Origin of the sequence: Afipia sp. DC4300-2b1 (assembly GCF_049895725.1) — a bacterium.
Classification (GTDB): domain Bacteria; phylum Pseudomonadota; class Alphaproteobacteria; order Rhizobiales; family Xanthobacteraceae; genus Afipia; species Afipia broomeae.
Window position 1 is genome coordinate 237564 of the sequence record NZ_JAFCSX010000004.1, and the last position, 21978, is coordinate 259541.

Here is a 21978-nt window from a genome sequence, read left to right on the forward strand (position 1 = left end):
CCGATACTTATTTCAAGGCGCTTTGAACCGCCGCATCGATGACTGCGAGTCCTTTCGCCACATCGCCCGTGATGTGAAGCCGCAGCGCGCGCCGCCCGCGTTCCGCCAGCACACCGAAATCGCCGCGCGCCTGTGCTGCCTCGATGACACCGAAGCTGATCTTCTGGCCGGGTACGTCCAGATCGTCCGCGTTATCCGAAGTGATCTGCAAAAATATGCCGTTGTTCGGGCCGCCTTTGTAGGCCTGTCCGGTGGAATGCAGAAAGCGCGGCCCAAAGCCGACACAGGTTGCGGCCTGTTTACTGTCGCGGATCGTCTTGCGGATATTCTGTAGCGCAGCGATGTTGGCGGCGTTGCGGTCGAGATAGGCGAGGGCGGCGATATAATCACCCGCCTTGATGCGTGCGAGGTGGGCCTTGAGCCATGATGCCAGATCGCCATCGGCCCCGGACTTTCGCAATGCGTCTGCATTGGCGGCATCGGTAAAGATCGCAATCGCGCCTTCGGTTGCGACAGCCGTCTCGGCCGGCAACGCGCCTGACGTCTCGAATGCGGACGTCAGCTCTCGCGTCTTCGCTTTTGCGGCTTCGACATCCGGCTGGTCGAACGGATTGACACCCATCACCGCCCCGGCCACTGCGGTGGCGATCTCGAAGCGGAAGAATTCCTGTCCGATATGCGCGGGGCTCGTCACGGTAATGCGGACGACGGGATTGCCGGCGGCTTCCAGCGCAGCCAGCGCTGTTTCACGAGCGCTGTCGCTGTCGTCCTTCAGCCGCAGATCGATGAACACGCGATCCTTGCCGTAAATCTCTGGCTTGCCGAGAGGCTCGCCTTCGAGCGGGATCAGCGCCTTGCCGTTCTTGCCGGTGGATTCGGCGATCAGTTGCTCGGCCCATGCGCCGAAATCCGCAATGCGCTTCGATCCCGTGAGCGTGAGCTTGTCGCGGCCGTGCTTGGCGGAAGCGGCGAGTGCGAGGCCAAGCTGAACGCCAGGGTTTTCCGCAGGTGGCACGTCGGGACCGCAGGAACGCACCATCGCGCTCGCGAGACCGAGAAGCTCAGAAACATCGATTCCAGCCGCAGCCGCCGGAACAAGCCCGAACGGCGAGAGCACTGAATAACGGCCGCCGATTGTCGGCTCGCCGTGGAAGATCTGCACAAAGCCGCGCGCGGTCGCCACCTTTTCAAGCGATGAACCGGGATCGGTCACCGCGACAAAACGCTCTGCGGCCTTTGCACTGGCGCGAACAAAGAAATACTCCATCAGCGCGTTGGGCTCTGTGGTGCCGCCGGATTTGCTCGAGACGATGAACAGCGTCTTGTCGAGATTGATCGCGGCTTCGGTTCGGCGAACCTGTGCAGGGTCCGTCGAGTCCAGAATGCGCAGCTTCGGAAAGCCGTCGATCTGGCCATAAGCTTCGGCAAGCACTTCCGGCCCGAGACTCGAGCCGCCCATGCCGAGGACGACGATGTCGGTGAAATTCTTGCTCTTTACCCAGCCGGAGAATGCGACATAGCGTTCGACTTCGTTCTGCTCGCGCGCGACGACATCGAGCCAGCCGAGCCATTTGGCTTCGTCACCACCGGTCCAAACCCTGGCATCGCGCTGCCACAGCGCGCGAATGGTGCCGTTTGCACGCCAGCGTTCCGACAGTGCCCTGGCGTCCTTCTCGATCTCTGCCGGCAACTTGATGGTCTGCGCGTCGATACGCGAAGCGAGGATTGCCGTCCGCTTCTGCGCGACGGCACCCAGCAGCTTGTCGAAGGCTTCGGCGAACAACTGCACGCCATCGTCGACAAGTGTGTCGGTAATGGCATCAAGCGAAATGCCGCTTTTCGCAAGGTCTGCCAGAACACGCTCGGCGTCAGAAATGTTCTGCTCAAGGCTGTTGCGCGGCTTGCCGTGATCGCGGAAGGCATCGAGGGTCGCGGGCGGCACGGTGTTCACCGTATCGCGTCCAATCAGTTCCTCGACATACAGTACGTCGCTGTAAGCCTTGTTCTTGGTGCCGGTCGAGGCCCAGAGCAGGCGCTGAACTTGCGCGCCTTTCGCCGCAAGCTTCTTCCAGCGATCGCTACCGATCACTTTCAGGTAGTGCTGATACGCCAGCTTGGCGTTGGCGATGGCAACCTTGCCCTTGAGCGCTTCGAGCCGGGCCTTTTCATCCCCGCTCGCTGCGGCGATCTTGCCATCGAGTTGATTGTCGACGGCGGTGTCGATGCGGCTGACGAAGAAGCTGGCCACGCTGGCGATGCGCCTGGGATCGCCGCCGCCAGCGACGAATTCCTCCAGGCCGGAGATATAGGCTTCGAGAACTTCCGCGTACATTTTCTGCGAGAACAGCAGCGTGACGTTGATGCTGATGCCTTGCGAGATCAGCGCGCGGATCGCCGGGACGCCCTCCGGGGTGCCTGGCACCTTCACCATCAGATTTTCGCGGCCGACGCTGGTCCAGAGCCGCTGCGCCTCGGCGATGGTGCCTTCGGTATCGCGCGCGAGATATGGCGAGACTTCGAGACTGACGTAGCCGTCCGCGCCTTTCAGGTCGTCATAGACCGAATACAGAGCATCCGCCGCGCGCTGGATGTCTTCCACTGCGAGCGTTTCGTAGAGATCACTCGCCGAACGGTCGCGCTCGCTCAGGAGGGCGGAAACCGCCTCGTCATATTCATTGCTGCCGCCGATCGCTTTCTCGAAGATCGAGGGATTGGACGTGACACCGCGCACTCCGTCGCTGTCGACCAGCGTCTTGAGTTCGCCGTTGGCGATGAAACCGCGTGCGAGGAAATCGAGCCAGATCGCCTGGCCATGGGTCGTGAGAGCTTTAACTGGGTTCATACCGTCTCTGGGAATTGGCGGAGGGGAGGATGTTGTCGGCTGCAAGGCTTGCTGTTGTCAAAGAATCTCGCGTGCCGAAGGTTTCATTCGTCGAGAATAGACCGCTTGTGCGGCGGTATCATAGAGAGTGCCGCTGACGGCCCGATTACTTACCCAGCCGCCGGAGAAGAATTTCCGCCTGCCGCTTCCAGGAGGGGAAGGAATCTCTCAACTTTCTGTCGTTAGGGCAACAATATCCTTAGTTTTTCAGCGATATGGACCATTTCGAGGGGTGCGAATAGATATTTATTCTACAAACGTCACCCTTGTGGTCAAGGAAGTTCCATCATGCCCGGTATCCCGGTCTCCGCTGGTTTTGCGATTGGCCTCGCGTTCGGCGTCGTCGGCCTTCTCAGCGGGTTCTGCCTGATGAGCAGCCTTCGCGACTGGTGGACCGCGAACGATGGCCGCAAGGTCCGCAGCTACGCGCTGGCGCTGGCTATTGCGATCCTTGGAACCCAGCTCGTCGCAGGCGTAGGCCTCGTCGATATCGCAAAGTCGATCTATCTGCAGCCGTCATTCTCCGCACCGCTGATTTTCGCGGGCGGCCTGCTGTTCGGCTTCGGCATGGTTCTGTCCAACGGTTGCGCTTCGCGTGCGCTCGTGCTCCTCGGCAAGGGCAATCTCCGTTCGCTGGTTGTGATTGCTATCATCGGCATTGCCGCGCAGATGACCCTGAAGGGGCTGATCGCGCCTGCGCGTCTCGCCTTTCTCCAGGCCACCCAGATTACGCCGGCCGCCGTTTCGGCGCCGGCGCTGCTTGCCACCGTTGGCATTGATGAATTTGTGGCCCGCATCGCCGTGACACTGATTGTGGTCGGCGGGCTGCTGATCTTCGCATTTTCCGACCGCCAGTTCCGCCGTGCTTATGGCCAGATCGCCGCCGGTCTTGCGGTGGGTCTTCTGGTCACCGCCGGATGGCTCGCGACCGGCTGGCTTGGTGCCGATGACTTCAATCCAATTCCGGTGACGTCGCTCTCGTTCGTCTCGCCGATTGCCGACACCTTGCAGTACACGATGCTGTCGACCGGCCTGACGCTGAGCTTCGGCGTCGCGCTGGTGGTTGGCGTGCTCTCCGGCAGCGTCCTGACGGCAGTTCTGACAGGGCGCTTCAAGCTTGAGGGCTATACCTCTCCGAGCCACATGGTGCGTTCGATTTCCGGCGCAGCGTTGATGGGCATCGGCGGTGCGATGGCTTACGGCTGCTCGATCGGCCAGGGTCTGACCGGCCTGTCGACGCTCGGCATGCCGTCGTTTATCGCGGTTGCGGGAATCGTGTCGGGCGCTGCGCTCGGCATTCGCGGTGCGGTCGTCATTCCGGCCCTTGCTACGCGCTAACGAACGCGCGTTCACCGGAACGTTCACGGCGAACAGCTTGTTCTCCCGGCATCGCTCCGGCATTCTCCGGTGCGTTGTCGCACGAGGCTCGTCATGAATCGCCGCAAACTGATCTACTCCGCTGCATGTGCCGCGCTGGCTTCGGCCATCTCGCATCCAGCCAGTGCGCAGACGAAGGCAAAACCTCCCGAAGACAAGCCGTTCGCCGAACACTTCATCGCGCTGCAGATTTCCGATTCCGATCAGAAGAAGCAGCGGCTGGTGCTGAGTGTGGCCAGCAACCTTCAAAAGGCCTACGGGCAGGACAAGATCGCCATTGAGGTCGTCGCGTTCGGCCCCGGTATCGATCTGCTTCGCGCGGAAAGCGAGAACCGCTCGCTGGTCGATAGCCTCGTCACGCAGGGCGTTCGTTTCGATGTCTGCGGCAACACGCTCGATACCATCGAGCACGAGACCGGACAGCGCCCGAAAATCAATCCGCATGCGATTGAAGTGAAGGTCGGCGTCGGGCAATTGCTGACCCTGAGCGAGGGCGGCTACACCGTCATTCGTCCCTGATCTTATTCCGCCGGATCGCTTTTCCCGAGCAGGCTGGCCCAGCGGCGCTGAATGATGTGGCGGGGCGAGCCGTCGACCAGAATGGCGATGCCAAGCCGCGCACCGACAATCATGCCACCAATGGCAAGCGGCGCGGACAGCGCGAGCATCGATCCTGCCGTCAGGCCCTGACCGATGGTGCAGCCGCCGGCAAGAATGCCGCCGACGCCCATCAGCACACCGCCACCGAGATGACGGCGCATTTCGTGATCGTCGTCGAATGCTTCCCAGCGCAGTTCGGCTGAACGCCATGCGGCGAACCAAGATCCGGCGACGACGCCGAACACGCTTCCAACACCGAAATCGGCGAAGTTCGTGACGCTCTGCAAGCCGGCGTAAAGCGCCTTGCCCACGGTGGAGACGAACGTCAGGCTCTGCGGCTTCGCCGGACCTGCGAATTCATCCACCACACATGTCGTGACAATCCACCCGGCGATAATCAACAAGCCGAGTACGATTCCCGCGGACAGAAGCCGCGGCGCGCGGCGCAGCCGAGGATCGCGCAGCGCGAGCCAGCACAGGGCAGTTCCTGCGATCACGGCGAGACCTGCGCTGATATCGATCCCGAGAACCTGCGACGACAGCGATGCAAAGTCGGCGCGTGCGCCATCAGGCATCGGCAGCGACAGCGATTCCAGAAACTCGATGCGGAAGCCGGCAAGGATTCCGCGCAGCGTGGCGTAGGCCGCAGCACCCAGGATCAGCACCACAACAAGGCTGCGCAGATCGCCGGTGCCGAGCCGCACCAGCGAGCCGAAGCCGCAGGTGCCGACCATCGCCATGCCGATGCCGAACATCACGCTGCCGATCAGGATTGCGACCAGCGGCAAGGCCGCGGGCGTGTAGGTCACAAGGGCAGGATCGAGCACGCCCCCAAGAACAAGCGCCTGGGTGCCGAGAATGGCGATGCCAAGCGCCAGCCCGAAAATGCGCAGCCGCCGGCTGTCACCGCCCATCAGCGCATCTTCGATCGCACCGAATGTGCACAGCCGCGCATGGCGCACGGCGAAGCCCGCGATGACGCCGATGGCGAAACCGCCGAGTGCTTGCATCCAGGCAGACATGTTCTGCATGGCGTTTCTCCCGGACCGGCGCGACGTGAAGCCTTGCGGGCCATGTCGCGTCCGCCTGCCATTGCGGCAGGTCTATTTCTTGTCTGCGGCCTCCACCGGCGCACAGAAAATATCGTAGACCACCGAGATCACCCGGCGGACGTCCTCGTTGGCGAGGCTGTAGTAGATCGTCTTGCCGTCGCGCCGGGTATCGACCATGCCGTCGTAACGCAGCCGCGCGAGTTGCTGCGAGACTGCCGATTGGCGCAGCGAGAGAATGTTCTCAAGCTCGGTGACCGACCGTTCGCGTTCGGCCAGCAGACAGAGCAGCAGCAGCCGGTTCTCATGCGACAAAGCTTTAAGAAAGTTGCTGGCCTTGCGCGCCTTGCGCATCAACTGGTCGAGTTCGGGCGAATATTCCGCGCCGTCGCGAAGCTCGGTTTCCAGTTCGGATGAAAGGATCGATGTCATAGGCGTGGCTTTCAAGCGGTGGATCAGATTCGGTTCAGTTCGCGCGCCGCGGTCTGCAGCTTCGCCGCAAGCGCGTCGAGCAATCCCCAGAACGCATTGTCATTGCTGTAGCCGGTGATGCGGCCGATTTCGCGGCCGTTGTCCACCACGATGAAGGTCGGCGTGAAGCGGACCGGCGAGGCGAGGGCGATGCCGCTCATCTTCTGTTGCTGGATATCGACGCGGCGGAGCGGAAGCGCTTTGGCTTCGTCAGTCTTTTCATAGAGCGAGCCGACATCGCGTTCCCAGCGCTGGCAATAGACGCAGCCAGCCTGCTCGAACATCACGAGTTCGGCGGCCTGCGCCATGCCACACCACAGCACCGTTGTCGAAAGTGCAGCGGCGGCGACGGTTTTTGCGAGCGTTTGTCCGAGCATGTGATACATATACACGAATTCGCATGTATCTGCCAGAGCCGGGAAATCCGTGGTTTCTTCCATTTCTATTGCCGGGGCGCTGGGGGCGGGGGTGCTGTCGTTCCTCTCGCCGTGCGTTTTGCCGCTGGTGCCGCCGTATCTGTGTTTTCTGGCGGGCATCAGCCTCGATGACCTGACGCACGAGGACAAGGCGCGGGGCTGGCGGCCCGACTGGCGCGTGGTGGCGCTGTCCTTCGCCTTTGTGCTCGGCTTCGCCACGGTGTTCGTTGCGCTCGGCGCATCGGCCTCGGCGCTCGGCAGGACCATCACCGCGTATTTCGACACGCTCGCGATCGTCGCAGGCGTCATCATCATCATTCTCGGTCTGCATTTCCTCGGGCTGTTCAGGATCGGACTTCTGTTTCGCGAAGCACGGTTTCAGACCGTGTCGAAGCCGGCGGGATTTTTCGGGGCTTATATCGTCGGTCTTGCTTTCGCGTTCGGCTGGACCCCATGTGTCGGGCCGGTACTGGCTGCGATCCTCGTGGTCGCCGGTGTCGAGGGATCGGCGGCGCGTGGCGCATTGTTGCTCGGGGCCTACGCGCTCGGGATCGGCATTCCGTTCATGCTGGCATCGCTGTTCTCGGGGCCGTTCATGCGGATGATGGCGCGGCTGCGCGGCCACATGGAGACTATCGAAAAGGTGATCGGCGGCGCTCTTGTGCTGACCGGCGTGCTGTTTTTGACTGGCGGCATGCCGCGCATCGCCGGCTGGCTGCTGGAAACATTTCCGGTGTTTGGATCGGTCGGTTGACGCGGCAGAGGGAGGCTTACTTGCCCAATAACAAGACTCATCTCACCCGGCGGCACGCCATCGCCGCGCTTGGCATCGGTGCCTTGAGCCTGCGCGCCGCGCCAGCCTTCGCAAAGGCGACGCTCGGTGACGATGGCATCTATCATATGGACTGGTATCTCGAAAGCTTCCTCGACGTGTCCGAAGATCTCACCGGCGCGACGGCGAAGGGCAAACGCTTTGCGATCATGTGGGGCCTCAAGGGCTGCCCGGCCTGCAAGCGGATGCATGAGGTGCATATGATGGACCCGAAGATCGAGGGTTACGTCCGCGACAATTTCGAAATCCTTCATCTCAATCATATCGGCGCGCGCGAAGTGACTGACTTCGACGGCCGCAAACGCAGCGAGAAGGCGTTCGGCGAGGCCTACGGCATCCGCTTCACGCCGACCATCCAGTTTTTTCCCGAGAAGGTTGACGGGCTTGCCGCACGGAGCGGCCAGGCGCGGGAAGTCGCACGCATGCCGGGGTTGCTGGAGCCGACGGAGTTTCTCTCGATGTTCCGTTACGTACGCGAGAAGGGCTACGAGTCCGCGCCATTTCCGGAATGGCTCAAGCGGCAGGCGTGACTTTTTTCCATCGCACTCGATGTTCAGCGGACATCCCGCACCATTCTCAATTCGTCATGGCCGGGCTTGACCCGGCCATCCACGACTATCTCAAGGTTGGCAAGCAAGGCGTGGATCACTGGGTCAAGCCCGGTGATGACAATCGTAGGTGTTGCACTTGCGTACGTCACATCGCATTCCGATTCAATTTTCAAACAGCCACTTCTAAACAGCCAAGCGTCATCGCTCCCGCGCCTGATCGCGCGAGTTGATCTTAGTTGCCCCGGACAACGAGGGGCATGGAGCGCCGCGAGGCGCACCTTTGTATCGTCTCGCTTCCGGCATCGCGTGCGAGGCGATGGTCTTCCGGAAGCGCATCGCCTTGCGGCGCTCCATTGCGGCGATTTTGGGCGAGGGGACCGTACTTCCGGGTGCGGACGGGGGAGGTTACTCGACCCCTGATCCGGACGGCTTTCGCCGCCTTCGTCCGCTCCGCGTCCAGCCGGCGAACGGCAGAGCCACATAGTTGGCCCGGACGGTGACCCCAGCCTCCCGGACGTTGTGTTTGCGAGACACACGCGCAGGCGCCGCATCCTGCTCCGCTTCAAAAGCGCCCTCGAGAAGCGCCCCTCACGACCAGGACATGGCGAACTTAAGCGCGCTTCAGAACACGGGGACGCGTATCCCCATCACGAAATGTTGCAGCCATCTGCGCGATACTATCCGCCGTCATTCCGGGGCGCGCGTTGCGCGAGCCCGGAATCCATCGCGGTGTTGGAGAAATGGATTCCGGGTTCGTGCGAAGAGGCGCGCCCCGGAATGACAGAAACAACAGCTGTATCGCTCTGCTTGATTGTGTCCCTGCATCACCACGGCGTGCGATGGTTATGGGTCCCCGCTTTCGCGGGGACGACATCGAATGTTTGGTGAGTGCGTCGCCTTAAAAATCCAGCTTGTCGCTGATCGCGGCGATGCCCGCCTTGGCGCAGGCTTCGTCGGCATCGCCGCCCGGTGCGCCGGAGACGCCAATGCCGCCGAGCATCGTGCCGCCGGCTTCGATCACCACGCCGCCGCCAATCAGCACTACATTGGGAAGCTGACGCAGGCCCTGCATCGCGGGCGCCTGTGTTGCAGCGACAAGATCGGTGGTGTTGCTCTTGAAGCTGACCGCGGTCCAAGCCTTGCCGGTTGCCGTCGGCGGCGTGTGCGCACCCGCGAAGCGATCGCGCAGCATCACCTGCGGCGTGCCGGAACGATCGACCACCGCAACCGACACCTGATAACCGCGCTTGCGGCAATCATTGAGCGCCGCCTTCGCCGCGTCGAGCGCGATCTCTGGGTTGAGCGACTTGGTGGCGACGGTCGCGTCCTGCGCGCGCGACGGAGCCGAGGCGAGGGCGCAGACAGCCGCCATCGCCAGCAGAGTGTGTGTCTTCATCCCGTTATCTCCGCCTGCCTTGCAGCCGGCCTACTTGTTGACCGGCGATTCCGGATCGAACAGCAGCGCGACAAGATCCTTGATCTGCTGCTCGCTCAGCACCTTGTTCGCGCCGAAGCGCGGCATGTTGGAGCATGCGAGCACGGCCTGCGAATCGTAGATCTTGGTGAAGGCGTTCTTGATCTCGTCCGGTGCGTATTTGCGGTCCTTGCCGTAGTTGGTCAGGCTTGGCCCGAGCGTGCCGAAGGAGACTTCGGACTTTTCCAACTGATGGCAGGCGTAGCAGTTGCCGCCCGCGATCGTGTCCGGCGGATCGGAGAACTGCCCGCCCCGGCCGTTGTTGGCGACCTTGCGGCCTTCCTTCCAGTCGCCGAGGAATTTTCCGTCGGCGGGATAGACGACCTTGGCAAGCTCACGCTGCACGATCTTGTCGGCTTCCGCCGAAGGCACGTTGTTGTGATAGGCGTTGCAGGTCTTCAGCGTCTCGTCGGGAACGATGCGCTCCTGCCATTCCGGCGGCGCCTTGCCAAAGGTTGCCTTCACATAGGCATCGACGATGGCGGGATCGATGGTCTTAGGTGCGTCCTTGGGCGCGGTCTGCGCGGATGCGCAGAACGGCAGGGCGATAAAACCAGCGGCGAGAACCAGCGCGGTGATCTTGATTGTCTTTGTCATGATGCGCTCCTCTCTCAACGCTTGATCGACGGGACGTTGATTTCGCCGCCCGCGGCCTGCTTCTGCAGGAACACGGTCAGCGCGGTGAGGGCGTCGGAGGCATATTCAGGCACCGGCCAGCGCTGCTGCCGGTAACAGTCCCACAGCCGGTGCTGCATGGTGCGCAGCGCGCCCTGCGACACGCGATAGGTCGGCCAGCTCGCCATGGTTTCCTGCGGCAGCTTGCCGGGCTTTGACAGGTCCGGCAGACCCTGAAGCCGGATGCGCTTGCCTTCCTCCGCATGGCAGGTCGAGCAGGAGAAATCGTTCACGCCGCCGCGCCGATAGAACAGCGCTTCGCCGACCGCGGCCATTTCCTGCTCTTTCGGATGGCTGAGAGGAATGTCGATCTTCATGCCGTTCGACTTGTTGGCGATGTAGGCGACGAGGTCTTCCATGTCGGAGGGCTTGCCCGGGCCGGAGAAGCGGCGGGCGATCACGTCCTTGGTGTCGAGACCCTGAATGTTGGTCATGCACCACAGCAGGCGCTGCTCAAGGTCCATCACCTTGTCGGCATCCTTGAAGTAGCGCGGCATCTTGGCGAAGGCGCCTTCCAGCTTGCCTGGGCCCTGACCGAGATCGCAGGTCTCAAGCGAGACGTCCTTGGTGCCGCGCTTCTGGCTCCAAAGCACTTCGCCGCGATCGACCGCGAGATAACCGGGGTTGGACATTGGATCGGAAATCATCGCGCGATAGCGCTCGATTTCCTTTTCGCTGGCGTCCTGCGCCAGAGCAGGGGCGCTCGATGCGCACATCAAAATCGCAAAGGCGATGGCTGACCGAATCGTGGTCCGTCTCATTCTGTGTCCCTCCCTCCGTCAGACCGTCTGCGCGGTCTTGTCGGTTCCCGGATTGCTCTGATGCACCAAGCCGATGCTGCTTTCGGATTGCCACACTAGAACATCTTTACATTCAAGAAAAAGAATATAATGATGTGAGCGGATCATGATAGATCAGGCTTGGCATCGTCAAGCGATACTATCGTCAAGGGATGCACAAGACTCCCGCAGGAGGAATCATTGATGAATTTGAAGTTCACTGAACCAACGCGCCGTGACGCGCTGACGCTCGCAGCGATCGCGGGTTTGACCGCTGTGCTCGCGCCGAAGATGGTGTTCGCGGATGAAGCGGCCGTCGCCGCCGAAATCAAGAAACTGTACGGCGACAAGAAACTGGACAGCGGCAAGATCAAGCTCGATGTGCCGGAGATCGCCGAGAACGGTCTCGTGGTACCGGTCAATGTCGAGGTCGAAAGCCCGATGACAGATTCGGATTACGTGAAGGCGGTGCATGTATTCGCCGACGGCAATCCGCTGCCGGGCGTGGTCACCTACAAGTTCACGCCGGCCTGCGGCAAGGCATCCGCCTCCACCCGCATGCGCCTCGCGCAGACGCAAAACATCGTGTGCGTCGCCGAGATGTCGAACGGCGCGCTCTACACCACAAAAGCCAATGTGAAAGTGACCATCGGCGGCTGCGGCGGCTGATCGAATCACTCAAGAAAAAATTCAGGCGAGGACATTTCCATGGCCAATGCACCCACACCGCGCGTTCGCGTTCCTGCCACTGCGAAGGCGGGCGAACTGATCGAAATCAAAACCCTCATTTCGCACGAAATGGAATCCGGCCAGCGCAAGGATTCGGCCGGCAAGGTCGTGCCGCGCAAGATCCTCAACAAGTTCACCGCGACCTTCAACGGCAAGCCGGTGTTCGAAGCGGACTGGAATCCGGCGATCTCGGCGAATCCGTACCAGTCGTTCTTCTACAAGGCGTCCGAGACCGGCGAGTTCACCTTCACCTGGAAGGATGACGACGGTTCGGAATATACCGCCAAGAACAAGCTGACGGTCGCCTGAGGCGGGACCGTCATTGCGAGGAGCGTGAGCGACGAAGCAATCCAGCTTCTCTCTCAGGAGTGGATTGCTTCGCTTCGCTCGCAATGACAGCTTTATTGTAGGTGGTCTGATGATATCGAGGCGGGAATTCCTGCAGGCGAGCGCGGTTGCGTCTGCGCTCACGATCGGCAGCGGACTGGGTCCGCTCGGGCGCGTGGCCGCGCAGCAGAAGCTGACGCAGGCGGACATTCTCAAGTTCGATCCGCTCGGCACGGTGACCATCCTCTATGTCGCGGACAATCATGCGCAGCTGATGCCGCTGTATTTCCGCGAGCCGTCGGTCAATCTCGGCGTCGGCGCGGACAAGGGCCTGCCGCCGCATCTCACCGACGAGGCGTTCCGCAAATATTTCAACATCGCTGCCGGGTCGGCGGATGCTTACGCGCTCACCGCGGATGATTTCGTATCGCTGGCGCGCAACTACGGCCGCATGGGCGGCATGGATCGTGTTGCGACCCTCATCAATGCGGTGCGCGCCGAACGCGGCGAGGACAAGGTGCTGCTGCTCGATGGCGGCGACACCTGGCAGGGAAGCTGGACCTCGCTGCAGACCAAGGCGCAGGACATGGTCGATGTGATGTCGGCGCTGAAGGTCGACGCCATGGTCGGTCACTGGGAATTCACCTACGGCGCCGAGCGCGTCAAAGAAATCACTGAGAAGGCGCCGTTCGCATTCCTTGCGCAGAACATCCGCGACAACGAATGGCAGGAGCCGGTGTTCGAGCCGCGCAAGATGTTCGAGAAGGGCGGCGCGAAGATCGCCGTGATCGGACAGGCGCTGCCGCGCACGGCGGTGGCCAATCCGCGCTGGATGTTCCCGAAATGGGAGTTCGGCATCCGCGAAGAGGACATGCAGAAGCAGGTCGACGAGGCGCGGGCCGAGGGCGCGCAGATCGTCGTGCTGCTCTCGCATAACGGCTTCGACGTCGACCGCAAGCTCGCAGGCCGCGTCAAGGGCCTCGATGTCATCCTGACCGCGCATACCCATGACGCGATGCCGGGTCTCGTGCGCGTCGGCGACACCGTGCTGGTCGCGACCGGCTCGCACGGCAAGTTTGTCTCGCGCCTCGACATTGAGGTGAAGGACAGGAAGGTCGCGGGCGTCCGCTTCAAGCTGATGCCGGTGTTCACCGATGCGATCAAGCCGGATGCCGCGATGAGCGCGCTGGTGGAAAAGGTGAGGGCGCCGTTCGCCAAGGATCTGGCGAAGTTGATCGGCAAGACGGATTCGCTGCTCTATCGCCGCGGCAACTTCAACGGCACGTTCGACGATCTGATCTGCGATGCGATGCTTGCTGAGCGCGACGCCGAGATCGCGCTGTCGCCGGGCTTCCGCTGGGGCGGGACGCTCGTTCCGGACAGCCCGATCACATGGGAAGACGTCACCAACGCCACGGCCATCACCTATCCGAATTGCTATCGCAACCAGATGACCGGCGCGCAGCTCAAGGAAATCCTTGAAGACGTCGCCGACAACATCTTCCATCCCGATCCGTACTTCCAGGGCGGCGGCGACATGGTCCGCATCGGCGGCATGGGTTATTCCATCGATGTGTCGAAGCCGATGGGCTCGCGCATTTCCGATCTCACCCATCTGAAATCCGGCAAGCCGATCGATGCGGCGAAGAGCTACAGTGTCGCGGGCTGGGCCAGTGTCAACGAAGGCACGCAGGGCCCGCCGATCTGGGATGTGGTGTCGGCGCATATTTCCAAGCGCGGCACCGTGAAGGTCGAGCCGAACACCGCAGTCAAAGTCTCAGGCGCGTAAGCGAGAGAGTTCGCATGCACACTCACGCCCAACATATTCACGTATCGAGATAAATAGAAAGGATGCCGCATGAGTGACATATCATCTGCGGATATTCTCAGCCGCCGCAAATTCCTCGGCGCAGCGGGTCTCGCCGGCGCAGGTGCTGCGCTCGGCGTGATGCCTGCGCTGGCGCAAGAGGCGAAGCCCGATCCGCTGATCACCGAGATCCAGGACTGGAACCGCTATCTCGGCGATGGCGTGCAGAAGACGCCGTATGGCATGCCCTCGAAGTTCGAGAAGAACGTCATCCGCCGCGATGTGTCGTGGCTGACGGCATCGCCGGAATCCTCGGTGAACTTCACGCCGCTGCACGAACTCGATGGCATCATCACGCCGTCGGGGCTTTGCTTCGAGCGGCATCATTCCGGCGTCGCGGACATCAATCCCGCCGATCATCGCCTGATGATCAACGGCCTTGTGGACAAGCCGCTGGTGTTCACGATGGACGACATCAGGCGCATGCCGCGCGTGAACAAGATTTACTTCCTCGAATGCGCCGCGAATTCAGGCATGGAGTGGCGCGGCGCGCAATTGAACGGCTGCCAGTTCACTCACGGCATGGTTCACAACGTCATGTATACCGGCGTGACGCTGAAGACCGTGCTGGATGAAGCTGGCCTCAAGCCGAACGCGAAGTGGCTGATGCTGGAAGGCGCGGACGCCGCCGCCATGAATCGCTCGCTCCCCATTGAGAAGGCGCTGAATGATTGCATGCTCGCGTTTGCCATGAACGGCGAGGCGCTGCGGCCCGAGCAGGGATATCCGCTGCGCGCGGTGATCCCCGGCTGGGAAGGCAATCTCTGGGTGAAATGGATTCGCCGCATCGAGGTCGGCGATCAGCCATGGCAGACCCGCGAGGAAACGTCGAAATACACCGACCTTCTGGCCGACGGGCGTTCGCGCAAGCACACCTTCGTCATGGATGCGAAATCTGTGGTGACCAATCCGTCGCCGCAGGCGCCATTGAAATACAAGGGCCGCAATGTGCTGAGCGGCTTTGCCTGGTCCGGCCGCGGTACGGTCAAGCGCGTCGATGTGACGATGGACGGCGGACGCAACTGGCAGACCGCCCGCATCGACGGGCCGGTGTTCGACAAGTCGCTGGTGCGTTTCTATGTCGACTTCGATTGGAACGGGCAGGAGCTGATGATCCAGTCCCGAGCGATGGATTCGACGGGCTATGTGCAGCCGACCAAGGACGAACTGCGCAAGGTGCGCGGCGTCAATTCGATCTACCACAACAACGGCATTCAGACCTGGCTGGTGCGTTCAGGCGGGGAGACCGAAAATGTCGAGATCGGCTAAGGCCACGGCGTTCGCGTTGCTTGCTGGCGTGGCGCTCGTCGCCGCCACGCCGCAGGGCCATGCGCAGCAAATTGCCACACAGGCGACAACGAAGACCTCGTCTAAGCTTGGACTCGGACGTCCCGCGCTGCCGGAAGAAATCAAGGCGTGGGATACGGATGTGCGGCCGGACGGCAAGGGATTGCCACCGGGCAAGGGCACGGTGAAGCAGGGGGATGCGTTGTTTCAGGAGCGCTGCGCTTCGTGTCACGGCGAATTCGGCGAAGGCGCGGGCCGCTGGCCGGTGCTCGCCGGGGGCGCGGGGACGCTGAAGGCGGACCGTCCCGACAAGACCATCGGCTCGTTCTGGCCAGACCTGTCGACCGCGTTCGACTACATCAAGCGCGCGATGCCATACGGCAATGCACGTTCGCTGTCCGACGATGACGTTTATGCCCTGACGGCGTACCTTCTCAGCATGAATGATATCGTCAAGGACGAGAACTTCGAACTCAGCGACAAGAACTTCACCTCGATCAAGATGCCGAATGCCGCGGCCTTCTATGAGGATGACCGCGAGACTGCCGAAAAGCAGTTCTGGAAGAAGGACCCGTGCATGAAAGACTGCCGTGCTGCACCAAAAGTCACCGGCCGGGCGATCTCGGTGGACGTGACGCCCGACAGCAAGGCAGGACCGAAAGTCGATTGATGAAACGCCCGCCGGCACGTGCGATGCTTTTTGTTCTGGCGGCGGGCGCGGCGCCGGAAAATGCTGCTGCGGGAGACCGGGAACTTGGAGAGTATTTATCGACGGAATGTGTAACCTGTCACCGCGCTTCGGGCGCGGCTCAGGGCATTCCGAAGATCGCCGGTTGGCCGGAGGACCAGTTCATCGCGGTGATGAACGCCTACAAGGACAAGCAGCGCGATAACCCCGTGATGCAGACCATCGCCGGACGGCTCGAGGCAGGTGACATTGCGGCGCTGGCAGCTTATTTCAGAACCCAGAAGTAATTGTTTCAAAAATTCCGGAGGGTGTCATGACAGACCAGAATGGCTCGGCAACGCGGCGCAGTCTCATTATCGGAGTTGCTGCGGGCGGTTTGGCCGCGGCAACGGCGCAGGCGGCACCGCAGTCCGTCGCCATGGCGGACCTGAAGAAGGAAGGCGATGTCGCATGCCTCTATCACTGCGACTACGGCGACAACGCGCGCTTCGCCCAGACGCTGAACAACATCTCGAACCATTATTCGGCTTACGGCTCCGATCCGTTCGGCCTCCAACTGGTGATCGTCGCCCATAGCGTGTCGGTGAAGTATTTCCTGAGCACGCTGGAAGGAACGCCCTGGAAGGACGAGACCATCGATCCGGCCCTGTTCGAGCGTGTCACCGCGCTCGCCAAGAACGGCCTCAAGGTTCTTCTGTGCGAGATCACGTTCCAGCGGCTGAAGCTCGACAAGGCCAAGGTGAAGGACGCGCCGTTCATCAGTTTCGTGCCGTCGGGTGTTGCCACCGTCGCAGCGCTGCAATCGAAAGGCTTTGCCTATCTCAAGGTCGGCTGATCGGACCGGCCGGCTGAATCCGGTTTTTCAATAGAACATTGGGGGCATGATGAGCATCAATCGTCGGCAGTTGATTTCGGGATCGGCATCGTTCGCGGGCGTCATGATGTTCGGCGCGCCTGCTGTGCTCGGACAAGGCAAGCCGCGCGTGGTGGTGATCGGCGGCGGCGCGGGCGGCGCGACAGCCGCCAAATACCTCGCCAAGGACAGCGCGGGCGCGATTGCCATCACGCTGGTCGAGCCGCTGGCTAAGTATCAGACCTGCTTCCACAGCAATCTCTATCTTGGCGGTTTCAGGGATTATCCCTCGATCACTCACGGCTACGGCGGCTTGAAGAAACTCGGCGTCACGGTGGTCGCCGACCGCGCCGCCAAGATCGACCGCGATAAGAAGGAGGTCGTCCTCGCGAGCGGCAAGAAGCTGCCCTATGACCGGCTGGTCGTCTCGCCAGGCATCGACCTGAAATACGATTCCGTTCCGGGCTGGTCGCAGGCGGCGGAGGATGCCATGCCGCACGCCTGGAAGCCGGGCGCGCAGACGCTGCTGCTCAAGAAAAAGCTCGATGCGGTGCCGAACGGCGGCGTCATTGTGATGATTGCGCCGCCCAATCCCTATCGATGCCCGCCCGGTCCTTATGAGCGCGTGTCGATGATGGCGCATGCGCTGAAAAAGGCGCGCAAGGATCGCTCCAAGATTTTTGTGATTGATCCCAAGGAAAGTTTCTCGAAACAGGCGCTTTTCCAGGAAGGCTGGGAAAAACACTACAAGGGCCTGGTCGAATGGCTCGGGCCCAAGGTGCATGACGGGTTGAAATCGGTCGATCCCAAGACGGGCACCGTTGTCACCGGGTTCGAGACCTACAAGAACGCAGCGCTGGTCAACGTCATCCCGGCGCAGATGGCGGGCGCCATCGCGCGGGATGCCGGCCTTGCCAACACGACCGGTTACTGCGCCATCGATCCGGCAAGCATGAAGTCGTTGGCCGATCCCAACATCTACGTGCTCGGCGATGCCTGCATCGCCGGCGACATGCCGAAATCCGCGTTCTCCGCCAACAGCCAGGCCAAGGTCGCGGCCATGATGATCCGGGGCGAACTGGTGTCGGCGCGCACGTTCCCCGCGCGCTACACCAACACCTGCTGGAGCCTGATCGACACCGACGACTGCGTGAAGATCGGCGGGGCCTATGAGCCGAAGGACGGTAAGATCGCGGCGTCATCCACCTTCGTGTCCAAGACTGGCGAGGATGCCGAACTGCGCAAACAAACCCAAGCCGAAAACATGGGCTGGTACGCCGGAATTACAGCCGATATGTTTGCGTGATATGTCCATTGCCGACGGAACCCGCCGCGACGCGGCGGGTTTCGGTTACGTCTCCTCCTGCCAGCCTTCCAGCCCGCTTCAAAGGTCAAAACATATGATTGCTCGTTCGTTTGCCGCTGCCCTCGCTTTTGCCGCCGCCGTCAGTTTCGCCGGCACCGCCAACGCTCAGGACGTCGCCGCGGGTGAGAAGTCCTTCAACAAGTGCCGCGCCTGCCATCAGGTTGGTGAAACGGCGAAAAACAGCGTCGGTCCCGAGTTGAACGGCCTGTTCGGCCGCAAGTCGGGCAGCGTCGCGGGTTACAACTATTCCGAAGCCAACAAGAATTCCGGCATCACCTGGGACGAGGCTGTGTTCGCCGAATACATCAAGGACCCGAAGGCCAAGATCCCCGGCACCAAGATGGCCTTCGCGGGCATCAAGAAGGACGATGAGATCAAGGATCTCACCGCATATCTCAAGCAGTTCGGCGCCGACGGGAAGAAGAAGTAAGAGCCCGTCATTCCGGGGCGCGCTTTTGCGCGAGCCCGGAATCTTCATCAGTTGTCATCATGTCTGGATTCCGGATCAGCCCGCAAAACGGGCTGTCCGTAATGACAGCTTCTAAGCCGCCCCACGCGCCTGCCGGGCCGCTTCGACCATGTTGGTCAGCGCCGACCTGACCTCCGGCCAGCCGCGGGTCTTCAGGCCGCAATCCGGATTGATCCAGATCTGGTCCGCCGTCAAATGGCTGCGGGCCTTCTCGATCAGACCGGTCATCTCCTTGACATCGGGCACGCGCGGCGAATGGATGTCGTAGACGCCCGGTCCGATTTCGTTCGGATACCTGTAGGTCACGAAGGCGTCGAGCAGTTCCATCTTCGACCGTGAGGTCTCGATCGAGATCACGTCGGCATCCATCGCGCCGATGGCGTCGATGATGTCGTTGAACTCCGAATAGCACATGTGGGTGTGGATCTGCGTTTCATCCGCGACGCCCGAGGCCGTGATGCGGAAGCTGCCCACCGCCCAGTCGAGATAGGTTTTCCACTCGGACCGCCGCAGCGGAAGACCTTCGCGAAGCGCCGCCTCGTCGATCTGGATCATGGTCGCGCCGGCCTTTTCGAGATCGGTCACCTCGTCGCGGATCGCGAGCGCGATCTGGCGGCATGACTCGCTGCGCGGAATGTCGTCGCGCACGAACGACCAGTTGAGGATGGTCACAGGACCTGTGAGCATGCCCTTCATCGGGCGCCTGGTCAGCGACTGGGCATATTTCCACCATTCGACCGTCATCGGCTTCGGCCGCGAGACGTCACCGAACAGGATCGGCGGGCGCACGCAGCGTGAGCCGTAGCTCTGCACCCACGCGCTCTTGGTAAAGGCGAAGCCCGAGAGCTGCTCGCCGAAATACTGCACCATGTCGTTGCGCTCGAACTCGCCGTGCACCAGCACGTCGAGACCGATTTCCTCCTGCCACGCCACTGTGCGCTTGGTTTCCTCGCGCAGAAAGCCCTCATAATCGGCCTGGCTGATCGTGCCTTTGGTGAACGCGGCGCGCGCCTTGCGCACGTCGCTGGTCTGCGGGAACGAGCCGATGGTCGTGGTCGGAAAGGCCGGGAGCTTGAACCTCGCGCGCTGAATCTGTGCGCGCTTGGCAAAGGTGCTGCGGCGGTTGGCCATGTCCGCCGTGATCGCGGCGACACGTTCGGCAACCGCCTTGTTGTGCACTTTCGGCGAGGCCTTGCGCGCGGCGGCGGCGGCGGCCGAGGCCGCGAGTTCGTCTTTCACCGTGCTGCGTCCGACGGCGAGCGCCCGTCCGAGCGCAGAAAGCTCGCTCATCTTCTGCAACGAGAAGGCGAGCCAGCTCTTGAGATCCGCATCGAGCGCGGTTTCCTGATCGAGGTCGATCGGCACATGCAGCAGCGAGCATGACGGGGCGATTTCGATCAAATGCGCGCCGCGCTTGGTAACGACTGGCTCAATGCGATCGAGAATGGCCGGCAGGTTCGCGCGCCAGATGTTGCGTCCGTCGATGACGCCGACCGAAATCACGCGATCCGCAGGCATCTTGCTCAAGACCGTATCGATCTGACCCTTGCCGCGCACCAGATCGAGATGCACGCCCGCGACGGGCAGCTTGGCGACGAGATCGGCGTTGTCGCCGAGTTCACCGAAGTAGGTGGCCAGCATGATCTTGGTGCCGGGCACCTTGAGCGCGAGTTCGCTATAGGCCGTCTTCAACGCAGCCTTTTCGTCCGCATCGAGGTCGAGTACGAGGCAGGGTTCGTCAAGCTGCACCCAGTCCGCGCCTTCCGTTGCGAGCTTGTTGAGCACTTCGATATAAACCGGCAACAGCTTGTCCAGCAGCGACAGGTTGCTGAACGAGGCGTCATGGCTCTTGCCGAGCTTGAGGAATGTCACCGGGCCGATCAGCACCGGCCGTGTCCGATAGCCGAGCGCCCTGGCTTCCCTGTATTCGTCGATCGGCTTGGTCGAGGACAGTGCGAAGGTCTGATCCTTCGAGAATTCCGGCACCATGTAGTGATAGTTGGTGTCGAACCACTTGGTCATTTCCTGTGCCGGCGCGCCATGACCGTGGTGATGATGCGCATGGCCGTGTTCACATGCAGGGTCTTCGCCCTGCGAGCCGCGCGCCATCGCAAAATATGTTGCGAGCGAAACCTCGCCGCCTGTCCAGTTGTAGACATCCGGAATGGCGCCGACCATCACACTGGTGTCGAGCACCTGATCGTAGAAAGAGAAGTCGTTCGAGGGAATGACGGTCACGCCGCGCGCTTTCTGGCGCGCCCAGTTGTCGGCGCGAAGCTGCGCCGCCGTTCTGACGAGCGAAGCCTCGTCGATCCTGCCGGACCAGTAGCTCTCCAGCGCGGTTTTCAGCTCGCGGCGCGGACCGATCCGCGGCGTGCCGAGCGTGGCGACGGGAATGGAAGTAACGGAAGACGAATTCGACATCGGAAACCCCGTGATGTTGGGGCAGGGGCCGGACATGCGCGAACAACAGAGACGGCGGCGCCGTTCTCTCGCAAGCGACACACCGGGGCACCCCGCCCGTGGACGTAATGTGATCGCGGCAGGTCTCCTGGCTCACGGCTCAACGCCTTATGTCCGGCCTTCCCGAGGTTGTCGCCTCAGTGGCGTCGATGGACAGGCTCACCGTCTACAGTTGCGGGGGCAGCTCCGGACTTGCGCGATCCAAAACCGCGCGCACCGCATTCCCTCTTGGCTCCGGGCAACGTGCCCGCAGAACCGCGATGGTCACGTTATGTGAAGCGGCTCGCGCCGGGTCAAAGGGAAAGCTTCCCACTGCGGCGGCGTGGACCGCGTCCCCGTGGCCAGTGGGCAGCGATCCGGCGAGAATCGTGGAGACGATTCGTAAGGCAGCGGTACGGTGCGTGCGTGTTGCGCGGCCGCAGTCTCGGCGACGTCGAAAAAAATCTCGCGCGATTTGCTGAGCATTTCGCGCGTTTGCCGCTTTGGTCCCGTTATTCACACCCACCGGTGCTTGACAGTCAGCCTCGAACGCTACCAGATGTGGGTGTCACGGTTCCGCCGGGTCGCAAGACTTGGTGGCGAAGATGGGAAGCCGGTGAGTTGCACTCCGATGCAATAAATCCGGCGCTGCCCCCGCAACTGTAAGCAGTGAGTTGAATCCGACCGATGTCACTGATGCGTTTTCGCATCGGGAAGACCGGATTCAGCGCCGAACTGCGAGCCAGGAGACCTGCCGCGACACCAAAGAACGTCCACGGGCGGGGTGTCCGGCGGTCGCGTGCTTCGGTGCGTTCGCGCGCCGTGACCATGCGCCTTCGGCCCAA

22 protein-coding genes and 2 riboswitches are annotated in these 21978 nt (G+C 61.9%); of the genes, 13 read left to right on the top strand and 9 right to left on the bottom strand.

Going from position 1 to position 21978, the window contains the following annotated elements:
• Positions 1 to 7: 7 nt before the first annotated feature.
• Positions 8 to 2842, bottom strand: a complete 2835-nt coding sequence (locus tag ACP7AL_RS17670; protein ID WP_425993291.1) for a bifunctional transaldolase/phosoglucose isomerase — start codon at positions 2840 to 2842, stop codon at positions 8 to 10.
• 327 nt (positions 2843 to 3169) lie between these two features.
• Between ACP7AL_RS17670 and ACP7AL_RS17675 the strand changes: the two genes are divergently transcribed.
• Both ACP7AL_RS17675 and ACP7AL_RS17680 read left to right on the top strand, forming a co-directional pair.
• Positions 3170 to 4219, top strand: coding sequence for a YeeE/YedE family protein (locus tag ACP7AL_RS17675; RefSeq protein WP_425993292.1), 1050 nt, complete (start codon positions 3170 to 3172; stop codon positions 4217 to 4219).
• Positions 4220 to 4312: 93 nt separating this feature from the next.
• Positions 4313 to 4777, top strand: coding sequence for a hypothetical protein (locus ACP7AL_RS17680; protein WP_425993293.1), 465 nt, complete (start codon positions 4313 to 4315; stop codon positions 4775 to 4777).
• A 2-nt stretch (positions 4778 to 4779) separates the two neighbouring features.
• Here the strand turns inward: ACP7AL_RS17680 and ACP7AL_RS17685 are convergent, their stop codons facing one another.
• From ACP7AL_RS17685 to ACP7AL_RS17695, 3 genes are all read right to left on the bottom strand, one after another.
• Positions 4780 to 5889, bottom strand: coding sequence for a YeeE/YedE family protein (locus ACP7AL_RS17685; RefSeq protein WP_425993294.1), 1110 nt, complete (start codon positions 5887 to 5889; stop codon positions 4780 to 4782).
• 72 nt (positions 5890 to 5961) lie between these two features.
• Positions 5962 to 6339, bottom strand: coding sequence for an ArsR/SmtB family transcription factor (locus ACP7AL_RS17690; RefSeq protein ID WP_006019580.1), 378 nt, complete (start codon positions 6337 to 6339; stop codon positions 5962 to 5964).
• 23 nt (positions 6340 to 6362) lie between these two features.
• Complete coding sequence (locus ACP7AL_RS17695; protein WP_425993295.1) at positions 6363 to 6818, bottom strand: thioredoxin fold domain-containing protein; 456 nt, start codon at positions 6816 to 6818, stop codon at positions 6363 to 6365.
• Here ACP7AL_RS17695 and ACP7AL_RS17700 point away from each other — a divergent pair.
• Positions 6805 to 7548 carry a cytochrome c biogenesis CcdA family protein gene (locus ACP7AL_RS17700; RefSeq protein ID WP_425993296.1) on the top strand — a complete coding sequence of 248 codons (744 nt, stop codon included), beginning with the start codon at positions 6805 to 6807 and terminating at the stop codon, positions 7546 to 7548. The genes ACP7AL_RS17695 and ACP7AL_RS17700 overlap by 14 nt on opposite strands.
• Before the next feature lie 20 nt (positions 7549 to 7568).
• Entirely contained in the window at positions 7569 to 8156 is a 588-nt protein-coding gene (locus ACP7AL_RS17705) for a SoxW family protein (RefSeq protein WP_425993297.1), read from the top strand.
• A gap of 23 nt (positions 8157 to 8179) precedes the next feature.
• Here the strand turns inward: ACP7AL_RS17705 and ACP7AL_RS17710 are convergent, their stop codons facing one another.
• From ACP7AL_RS17710 to soxA, 4 genes are all read right to left on the bottom strand, one after another.
• Positions 8180 to 8326 carry a hypothetical protein gene (locus tag ACP7AL_RS17710; RefSeq protein WP_425993298.1) on the bottom strand — a complete coding sequence of 49 codons (147 nt, stop codon included), beginning with the start codon at positions 8324 to 8326 and terminating at the stop codon, positions 8180 to 8182.
• A gap of 749 nt (positions 8327 to 9075) precedes the next feature.
• Positions 9076 to 9573 (bottom strand): GlcG/HbpS family heme-binding protein, encoded by a 498-nt coding sequence (locus ACP7AL_RS17715; protein ID WP_425993299.1) that lies wholly within the window; start codon positions 9571 to 9573, stop codon positions 9076 to 9078.
• A 30-nt stretch (positions 9574 to 9603) separates the two neighbouring features.
• A complete protein-coding gene (gene soxX / locus ACP7AL_RS17720; protein ID WP_425993300.1) occupies positions 9604 to 10248 on the bottom strand; it encodes a sulfur oxidation c-type cytochrome SoxX in 645 nt (214 codons plus the stop codon).
• A 14-nt stretch (positions 10249 to 10262) separates the two neighbouring features.
• Positions 10263 to 11087, bottom strand: a complete 825-nt coding sequence (gene soxA / locus ACP7AL_RS17725; protein ID WP_006019586.1) for a sulfur oxidation c-type cytochrome SoxA — start codon at positions 11085 to 11087, stop codon at positions 10263 to 10265.
• Positions 11088 to 11309: 222 nt separating this feature from the next.
• Between soxA and soxY the strand changes: the two genes are divergently transcribed.
• From soxY to ACP7AL_RS17770, 9 genes are all read left to right on the top strand, one after another.
• Positions 11310 to 11774 carry a thiosulfate oxidation carrier protein SoxY gene (gene soxY, locus ACP7AL_RS17730; RefSeq protein ID WP_006019587.1) on the top strand — a complete coding sequence of 155 codons (465 nt, stop codon included), beginning with the start codon at positions 11310 to 11312 and terminating at the stop codon, positions 11772 to 11774.
• A gap of 39 nt (positions 11775 to 11813) precedes the next feature.
• Positions 11814 to 12143 carry a thiosulfate oxidation carrier complex protein SoxZ gene (gene soxZ, locus ACP7AL_RS17735; protein WP_425993301.1) on the top strand — a complete coding sequence of 110 codons (330 nt, stop codon included), beginning with the start codon at positions 11814 to 11816 and terminating at the stop codon, positions 12141 to 12143.
• A gap of 109 nt (positions 12144 to 12252) precedes the next feature.
• Positions 12253 to 13950 carry a thiosulfohydrolase SoxB gene (gene soxB / locus ACP7AL_RS17740; protein WP_425993302.1) on the top strand — a complete coding sequence of 566 codons (1698 nt, stop codon included), beginning with the start codon at positions 12253 to 12255 and terminating at the stop codon, positions 13948 to 13950.
• Positions 13951 to 14019: 69 nt separating this feature from the next.
• Positions 14020 to 15297, top strand: a complete 1278-nt coding sequence (gene soxC / locus ACP7AL_RS17745; RefSeq protein WP_425993303.1) for a sulfite dehydrogenase — start codon at positions 14020 to 14022, stop codon at positions 15295 to 15297.
• Complete coding sequence (locus ACP7AL_RS17750) at positions 15281 to 15985, top strand: c-type cytochrome (protein WP_425993304.1); 705 nt, start codon at positions 15281 to 15283, stop codon at positions 15983 to 15985. Before soxC ends, ACP7AL_RS17750 begins: the two co-directional genes overlap by 17 nt.
• Positions 15985 to 16290 carry a c-type cytochrome gene (locus tag ACP7AL_RS17755; RefSeq protein WP_425993305.1) on the top strand — a complete coding sequence of 102 codons (306 nt, stop codon included), beginning with the start codon at positions 15985 to 15987 and terminating at the stop codon, positions 16288 to 16290. Before ACP7AL_RS17750 ends, ACP7AL_RS17755 begins: the two co-directional genes overlap by 1 nt.
• A 26-nt stretch (positions 16291 to 16316) precedes the next feature.
• Entirely contained in the window at positions 16317 to 16838 is a 522-nt protein-coding gene (locus ACP7AL_RS17760) for a DsrE family protein (RefSeq protein WP_425993306.1), read from the top strand.
• Positions 16839 to 16887: 49 nt separating this feature from the next.
• Positions 16888 to 18162 carry an FCSD flavin-binding domain-containing protein gene (locus tag ACP7AL_RS17765; protein WP_425993307.1) on the top strand — a complete coding sequence of 425 codons (1275 nt, stop codon included), beginning with the start codon at positions 16888 to 16890 and terminating at the stop codon, positions 18160 to 18162.
• 94 nt (positions 18163 to 18256) lie between these two features.
• Positions 18257 to 18652 (top strand): c-type cytochrome, encoded by a 396-nt coding sequence (locus tag ACP7AL_RS17770; protein ID WP_006019595.1) that lies wholly within the window; start codon positions 18257 to 18259, stop codon positions 18650 to 18652.
• A gap of 111 nt (positions 18653 to 18763) precedes the next feature.
• Here the strand turns inward: ACP7AL_RS17770 and metE are convergent, their stop codons facing one another.
• A complete protein-coding gene (gene metE / locus ACP7AL_RS17775; RefSeq protein ID WP_425993308.1) occupies positions 18764 to 21115 on the bottom strand; it encodes a 5-methyltetrahydropteroyltriglutamate--homocysteine S-methyltransferase in 2352 nt (783 codons plus the stop codon).
• A 100-nt stretch (positions 21116 to 21215) separates the two neighbouring features.
• Positions 21216 to 21429, bottom strand: a riboswitch (cobalamin riboswitch).
• A gap of 258 nt (positions 21430 to 21687) precedes the next feature.
• A riboswitch (cobalamin riboswitch) is annotated at positions 21688 to 21906 on the top strand.
• Positions 21907 to 21978: the final 72 nt, after the last annotated feature.

What these genes read in the sequence shown, in the direction of transcription:
- ACP7AL_RS17675 (WP_425993292.1), top strand. Translation starts at nt 3,170, where the DNA reads ATGCCCGGTATCCCGGTCTCCGCTGGTTTTGCGATTGGCCTCGCGTTC.
- ACP7AL_RS17690 (WP_006019580.1), bottom strand. Translation starts at nt 6,339, where the DNA reads ATGACATCGATCCTTTCATCCGAACTGGAAACCGAGCTTCGCGACGGC.
- soxC (WP_425993303.1), top strand. Translation starts at nt 14,020, where the DNA reads ATGAGTGACATATCATCTGCGGATATTCTCAGCCGCCGCAAATTCCTC.
- soxX (WP_425993300.1), bottom strand. Translation starts at nt 10,248, where the DNA reads ATGACAAAGACAATCAAGATCACCGCGCTGGTTCTCGCCGCTGGTTTT.
- ACP7AL_RS17695 (WP_425993295.1), bottom strand. Translation starts at nt 6,818, where the DNA reads ATGGAAGAAACCACGGATTTCCCGGCTCTGGCAGATACATGCGAATTC.
- ACP7AL_RS17760 (WP_425993306.1), top strand. Translation starts at nt 16,317, where the DNA reads ATGACAGACCAGAATGGCTCGGCAACGCGGCGCAGTCTCATTATCGGA.
- ACP7AL_RS17685 (WP_425993294.1), bottom strand. Translation starts at nt 5,889, where the DNA reads ATGCAGAACATGTCTGCCTGGATGCAAGCACTCGGCGGTTTCGCCATC.
- metE (WP_425993308.1), bottom strand. Translation starts at nt 21,115, where the DNA reads ATGTCGAATTCGTCTTCCGTTACTTCCATTCCCGTCGCCACGCTCGGC.
- ACP7AL_RS17680 (WP_425993293.1), top strand. Translation starts at nt 4,313, where the DNA reads ATGAATCGCCGCAAACTGATCTACTCCGCTGCATGTGCCGCGCTGGCT.
- ACP7AL_RS17750 (WP_425993304.1), top strand. Translation starts at nt 15,281, where the DNA reads ATGTCGAGATCGGCTAAGGCCACGGCGTTCGCGTTGCTTGCTGGCGTG.
- ACP7AL_RS17755 (WP_425993305.1), top strand. Translation starts at nt 15,985, where the DNA reads ATGAAACGCCCGCCGGCACGTGCGATGCTTTTTGTTCTGGCGGCGGGC.
- ACP7AL_RS17765 (WP_425993307.1), top strand. Translation starts at nt 16,888, where the DNA reads ATGAGCATCAATCGTCGGCAGTTGATTTCGGGATCGGCATCGTTCGCG.
- soxA (WP_006019586.1), bottom strand. Translation starts at nt 11,087, where the DNA reads ATGAGACGGACCACGATTCGGTCAGCCATCGCCTTTGCGATTTTGATG.
- soxY (WP_006019587.1), top strand. Translation starts at nt 11,310, where the DNA reads ATGAATTTGAAGTTCACTGAACCAACGCGCCGTGACGCGCTGACGCTC.
- soxB (WP_425993302.1), top strand. Translation starts at nt 12,253, where the DNA reads ATGATATCGAGGCGGGAATTCCTGCAGGCGAGCGCGGTTGCGTCTGCG.
- ACP7AL_RS17670 (WP_425993291.1), bottom strand. Translation starts at nt 2,842, where the DNA reads ATGAACCCAGTTAAAGCTCTCACGACCCATGGCCAGGCGATCTGGCTC.
- soxZ (WP_425993301.1), top strand. Translation starts at nt 11,814, where the DNA reads ATGGCCAATGCACCCACACCGCGCGTTCGCGTTCCTGCCACTGCGAAG.
- ACP7AL_RS17770 (WP_006019595.1), top strand. Translation starts at nt 18,257, where the DNA reads ATGATTGCTCGTTCGTTTGCCGCTGCCCTCGCTTTTGCCGCCGCCGTC.
- ACP7AL_RS17715 (WP_425993299.1), bottom strand. Translation starts at nt 9,573, where the DNA reads ATGAAGACACACACTCTGCTGGCGATGGCGGCTGTCTGCGCCCTCGCC.